5 protein-coding genes are annotated in these 5,821 nt (G+C 66.2%); all 5 read left to right on the top strand.

What is annotated here, in order from left to right; translation table 11 throughout:
- The first annotated feature begins 176 nt into the window (after positions 1-176).
- The 5 genes from ACO6VM_RS07170 to ACO6VM_RS07190 all read left to right on the top strand — a co-directional run bounded on the left by ACO6VM_RS07170 (position 177) and on the right by ACO6VM_RS07190 (position 5,748).
- The gene (locus ACO6VM_RS07170; protein WP_422402968.1) at positions 177-1,382 is read left to right on the top strand and encodes an NAD(P)/FAD-dependent oxidoreductase; all 1,206 of its coding nucleotides are present in this window, start codon (positions 177-179) and stop codon (positions 1,380-1,382) included.
- 212 nt (positions 1,383-1,594) lie between these two features.
- Positions 1,595-2,434, top strand: coding sequence for a glutathione-dependent disulfide-bond oxidoreductase (gene yghU / locus ACO6VM_RS07175; protein WP_422402969.1), 840 nt, complete (start codon positions 1,595-1,597; stop codon positions 2,432-2,434).
- 154 nt (positions 2,435-2,588) lie between these two features.
- Positions 2,589-3,170 (top strand): hypothetical protein, encoded by a 582-nt coding sequence (locus tag ACO6VM_RS07180; RefSeq protein ID WP_401058460.1) that lies wholly within the window; start codon positions 2,589-2,591, stop codon positions 3,168-3,170.
- A gap of 15 nt (positions 3,171-3,185) precedes the next feature.
- Positions 3,186-3,770, top strand: a complete 585-nt coding sequence (locus tag ACO6VM_RS07185) for a hypothetical protein (protein WP_401058214.1) — start codon at positions 3,186-3,188, stop codon at positions 3,768-3,770.
- A gap of 274 nt (positions 3,771-4,044) precedes the next feature.
- On the top strand, positions 4,045-5,748 hold the full coding sequence (locus ACO6VM_RS07190) for an amidase (protein ID WP_401058212.1): 1,704 nt from the start codon (positions 4,045-4,047) through the stop codon (positions 5,746-5,748).
- Positions 5,749-5,821 lie beyond the last annotated feature (73 nt).

The raw sequence follows: 5,821 nt of genomic DNA on the forward strand, positions 1-5,821 counted from the left end.
CCCGCCCGCACCCCCCCCTCCCCCCCTCCCCTCCCCCCCCCCCCCCCCCCCCCCCCCTGGGCCACAGGTCGGACCACGCCCCACCCAGCAGCACCAGGCGTACCCTTTTCCCACTGCCGTGCCCGAGCCGACAACTCCAACCATCCGCGGTATTCGGAATCTCCAGGAGCACCCTCATGAAACAGATCCTTATCATTGGCGCAGGCTTCGCCGGGCTGTGGAGCGCCCTGGGCGCCGCGCGCCAGCTTGACCTGCACGGGCGCGACGACGTCGCCATCACCGTGCTCGCCCCCCAGGCCGAACTGCATGTGCGCCCGCGCTTCTACGAACCCGAGGTGCACACCATGGCCGCGCCGCTGCAGGCGCTGTTCGATGCGGTCAATGTGCGCTTCGTCAAAGGCAGCGCCAGCCACATCGACGAGAAAAACCGTGAAGTGACCTACCGCGCGCCCGGCGGCATCGAGTCGAAACTGAGCTACGACCGCCTGATCATGGCGTGTGGCAGCCTGCTCAACCGCCCCGACATGGCCGGTATCGAGCATGCCTTCGATGTCGACAAGATCGACTCGGCGTCGCGCCTTGAACAACACCTGAAATCCCTCGCCGGCCGCCCCGACAGCCCGGCACGCAATACCGTGGTGGTGGCCGGCGGCGGCTTCACCGGTATCGAGACCGCCACCGAACTGCCGTCGCGCCTGCACAAGATCCTGGGTGATCGCGTGAAACCACGGGTGATCGTGGTCGACCGCGGCGCGCAAATCGGCGCCGCACTGGGTGACGGCATCCGCCCGGCCATCGAGCAGGCCAGCGACCACCTGGGCATCGAATGGATCTGCGGGGCCACGGTGGCCTCGGTGGATGACGGCGGCGTGGTGCTCGACAACGGCCAGCGCATCGAAGCCAGCACGGTGATCTGGACCGTCGGTTTCAAGGCCAACCCGCTCACCGAGCAGATCAGCGGTGAACGCGACCGCCAGGGCCGCCTGCACGTCGACGGCAATCTTAGGGTCATCGGCAATGACGCGGTGTACGCCGCGGGTGACGTGGCCTACGCCGCGTGCGACGAGGTCGGCAACCATGCGGTGATGTCCTGCCAGCACGCCATCCCGCTGGGCCGCTACGCCGGCAACAACGCCGCCGCCGAACTGATCGGCGTGGCACCGATGATCTACAGCCAACCTAAGTACGTCACCTGCCTGGACCTCGGCGCCTGGGGCGCGGTGTACACCGAAGGCTGGGAGCGCACGGTGTCGCCGCCCACCGACAAGGCCGAGGCCAAGGTGCTCAAGCACCAGATCAACTCGATCTGGATCTACCCACCGGCCGCCGATGATCGTGCGGCGGCGCTGGCGGCGGCTGATCCGCTGATCCCGGTGGCCTGATAGGCCCGCATCGCGGGGCAAGCCCACTCCCACGCGCCCCTTGCAATGAGGCCTGGCGTGGGAGCGGCGGTGCGCCGCTGCGACTTGCCCCGCGATAAGCCATCCAAGGTCAAACTCTCAGCTTTGATATCAGCTATGCATCCAATGCATTTGCCCCTCGCGCCGAACCCATGGCATAGATGCTCGATCACGCCTTCCAGGAGTTTCCGCGCATGAGCAAGCCCCCCTACGTCCCGCCCCAGGTCTGGACCCACGAGGCACCTTCCGGCGGCCAGTTCGCCAGCATCAACCGCCCGATCGCCGGCCCGACTCATGAAAAACAGCTGCCGCTGGGCAAGCACCCGCTGCAGCTCTACTCCCTGGCCACCCCCAACGGCGTCAAGGTGACCATCCTGCTCGAAGAACTGCTGGCCCTGGGGCATACCGGCGCCGAATACGACGCCTGGCTGATCCGCATCGGCGAAGGCGACCAGTTCGGCAGCGGCTTCGTCGGGGTCAACCCGAACTCGAAGATCCCCGCCCTGCTCGACCGCAGCGTCGAACCGCCGGTGCGGGTGTTCGAGTCTGGCTCGATCCTGCTGTACCTGGCAGAAAAATTCGGCGCCCTGCTGCCCAAGGATCCGGCCAGCCGCACCGAGAGCCTGAACTGGCTGTTCTGGCAAATGGGCTCGGCGCCCTACCTGGGCGGTGGTTTCGGCCACTTCTATGTGTACGCGCCCGAGAAGTTCGAGTACGCCATCAACCGCTTCACCATGGAAGCCAAGCGCCAACTCGACGTGCTCGACCGTCGCCTGGCCGAAAGCAGCTACCTGGGCAGCGACCAATACAGCATCGCCGACATCGCCGTATGGCCATGGTATGGCCAACTGGTACGCGGCAACCTGTATGGCGCTGCGGAGTTTCTTGCGGTACATGAATACCCCAACGTGCAACGCTGGGCCGAAGCCATCGCGCAACGCCCGGCAGTACAGCGTGGCACCCGGGTAAACCGGACCTGGGGCGATGAAGCCAGTCAGGTTCCCGAGCGCCATTCGGCAGCCGACCTGGGCTGATCAGCCAGGGCCGCCCAGTCGCGTCTGGGCGGCCTGGATACAGTAGTGGCACTTTGCCCTAAAGTTCCTCGCCTTGCAGCCGTAATCCTTGTTCAGCCTTTCTCTCGCACAAGGATGTACCGGCTTGAAGCAACTCCTTAAATGCACCGCTCTCATGGCCATGCTGTCGATGGGCGGCTGCGTGTCCTTCCAGGTCAGCGGCCCCGTCAACGCCCCTGTCCATCCCTCCACCATCACCAGCCCGCGCACCGCGCAGCTCGCCGACGTGACGGTGTCTGCTCCCGGCCTCAACCCGGCCACCCGCGAGTCCATCAGCCGCTCGCTGACCGAGGAGCTGGACCGCTACGTGGACAAGGCCGGCTATTTCAAATCGGTGAGTCAGTTCCCTACCCGCCTGGGCGAACAAGACGTGCTGCTGAAGTTCGACATGACCTCGCTCAAGGGCCGCCGGGCACCGCACCCAGGTTATTTCCCCGGTGCGCTACTGACCCTGACCCTGTGGATCTGGGTCAACGGCCCGATCTACGTCGACAGCTTCGACCTGGCCGGCGACCTGGTGATCGTCGACCGCGACGGCGTCGAGCTGGCTCGCGCCCAGGACCAGATCACCTTCAAGCACAACGTCGGCCTGTACGGCAGCGACTACTGGTCGCCCACCATCATGGGCGGCAAGCAACTCTCTCAACTGGTCGGTGAACTGCTGGACAGCGCCACCGTGCAATTGGCCAAACGCTGAATCGGGAACCCATTCATGAACCTGCTCAAACAAGGCATGCTGCTGGGCGCATTGCTGCTCGGCGGCTGCGTCTCCTATACCACCGGCGACTTGGCCGCGGTCAACACCTGGCCGCCTGCGGCCAGCAGCGAAGCGGTCAAGCCCAGCGCCTACCTGCGCACCACCGCGCTGTACCAGGTCAACGACAACCCGGCAGCAGCTGCCGCCGGCGCCCACGCGCAACTGTGGGAAAAGACCCTCAGCGAGACCTACCAGGAATCAGGCCGCTTCGCCAAGGTCAGCACGCGCAAGGTGGAATCGGACCTGTACGCCGAGGCGACCCTGACCAACCATGAACAGTTCGTCGTGGCCTCGGCGTTCATCACTGGCTTCACCTTCTTCATCATTCCGTCCACGGCCAAGAACACCTTCACCCTGCAGACCGTGTTCAAGGACAAGGAAGGCAAGGAAGTCGGCCGTATCAGCAAGAGCGAGTCGGTGCGCACCTGGATGCAACTGGTGCTGATCGTCGGCCTGCCATTCCAGGCCGACACCCGCGACGTGGTCCGCGAGCTGGCGCGCAGCACCCTGGACGAAGCGGTGCAACGCAAGCTGCTGTAAGGCGTGGGAGCGGGTTTACCCGCGAAGATGACACCTCGGTGCCTGGCACGGGCTATGCCCGTGTTCGCGGGTGAACCCGCTCCCACAGGGATCGCGCAACTGCTTGAATGGCGAGCAAGACAGTTGCTCCCACACTGCAAATGCGGCCTCCCCATCCCGAACGCCTGAATGCCCCGCTGCAACGAAGCATTTCCCCACTGCATGCCTGCTCCGGCAAAGCCTTCTTGCTACACTCGCCGCCATGATTTTCCACCTGCACAACTGTGGTGACAGCATGATCGAGGTAACCGAGGTTTCCATTGCCGAGCTGCGCGACGCGCTCGAGTCTGGCCGCACGACAGCGGTCGAGCTGGTCAAGGCCTACCTGGCGCGCATCGACGCCTATGACGGCAAGGACACCGCCACCGCACTCAACGCCGTGGTGGTGCGCAACCCTGAAGCGCTCAAAGAGGCCGAGGCCTCCGATGCCCGCCGGGCCCGTGGCGAGGTCCTCGGCCCGCTGGACGGCATCCCCTACACCGCCAAGGACAGCTACCTGGTCAAAGGCCTGACCGCCGCCTCCGGCAGCCCTGCATTCAAGGACCTGGTCGCCCAGCGCGATGCCTTCACCGTCGAGCGTCTGCGCGCCGGCGGCGCCATCTGCCTGGGCAAGACCAACATGCCTCCGATGGCCAACGGCGGCATGCAGCGCGGCGTGTATGGCCGTGCCGAAAGCCCGTACAACGCCGCCTACCTGACCGCGCCGTTCGCCTCCGGCTCGTCCAACGGCGCCGGCACCGCCACCGCCGCCAGCTACAGCGCCTTCGGCCTGGCCGAAGAGACCTGGTCCAGCGGCCGTGGCCCTGCCTCGAACAATGGCCTGTGCGCCTACACCCCGTCGCGCGGGGTGATCTCGGTGCGCGGCAACTGGCCGCTGACCCCGACCATGGACGTGGTCGTGCCTTACGCCCGCACCATGGCCGACCTGCTGGAAATCCTCGACGTGGTGGTGGCCGACGACGCCGACAAGCGCGGCGACCTGTGGCGCCTGCAGCCATGGGTGCCGATCCCCGCCGCCTCCAGCGTGCGCCCGGCCTCGTACCTGGCGCTGGCGGCCGATGCGGCTTCGCTCAAGGGCAAGCGCTTCGCCGTGCCGCGCATGTACATCAACGCCGACGCCGAGGCCGGCACGTCCGAGAAGCCGGGCATCGGTGGCCCCACCGGCCAGCGCATCAACACCCGCGCCAGCGTGATCGAGCTGTGGAAGCAGGCGCGCCAGGCCCTGGAAGCGGCCGGTGCCGAAGTGGTCGAAACCGACTTCCCGCTGGTGTCCAACTGCGAGGGCGATCGCCCCGGCGCACCCACCGTGTACAACCGTGGCATCGTCAGCAAGGAATTCCTCCATGACGAGCTGTGGGAGCTGTCCGGCTGGGCCTTCGACGACTTCCTGCGGGCAAACGACGATCCCAAGCTCAACCGCCTGGCCGACGTCGACGGCCCGCAGATCTTCCCCCACGACCCGGGCACCCTGCCCAACCGTGAGGATGACCTGGCCGCCGGCATGGACGAGTACGTCAACATGGCCAAGCGCGGCCTGAAGACCTGGGACCAGATCGCCACCGTGCCGGACGGCCTGCGCGGCCTGGAGCAGACCCGCAAACAGGACCTGGAAGACTGGATGGACGCCCAGGGCCTGGACGCGGTGCTGTTCCCCACCGTGGCCGATGTCGGCCCGGCCGATGCCGATGTGAACCCTGCCTCGGCGGATATCGCCTGGAGCAACGGTATCTGGGTGGCCAACGGCAACCTGGCGATCCGTCACCTGGGTGTACCGACCGTGACCGTGCCCATGGGCGTGATGGCCGATATCGGCATGCCGGTTGGCCTGACCTTCGCCGGCAAGGCCTATAGCGACAACAATCTGTTGAAATTTGCCGCAGCCTTCGAGGCGACCGGCTCGCGCCGCATGATCCCGCCGCGTACGCCCAAGCTGGCCTGATCGACAGATCATCGCGGGGGGAAGACACGCCAACAAGCCGTGACATGGGTGAGAGGGATTGTGCCGCCATTCG

It is taken from the genome of Pseudomonas sp. GZD-209, from assembly GCF_049310485.1.
Taxonomy (GTDB): domain Bacteria; phylum Pseudomonadota; class Gammaproteobacteria; order Pseudomonadales; family Pseudomonadaceae; genus Aquipseudomonas; species Aquipseudomonas sichuanensis.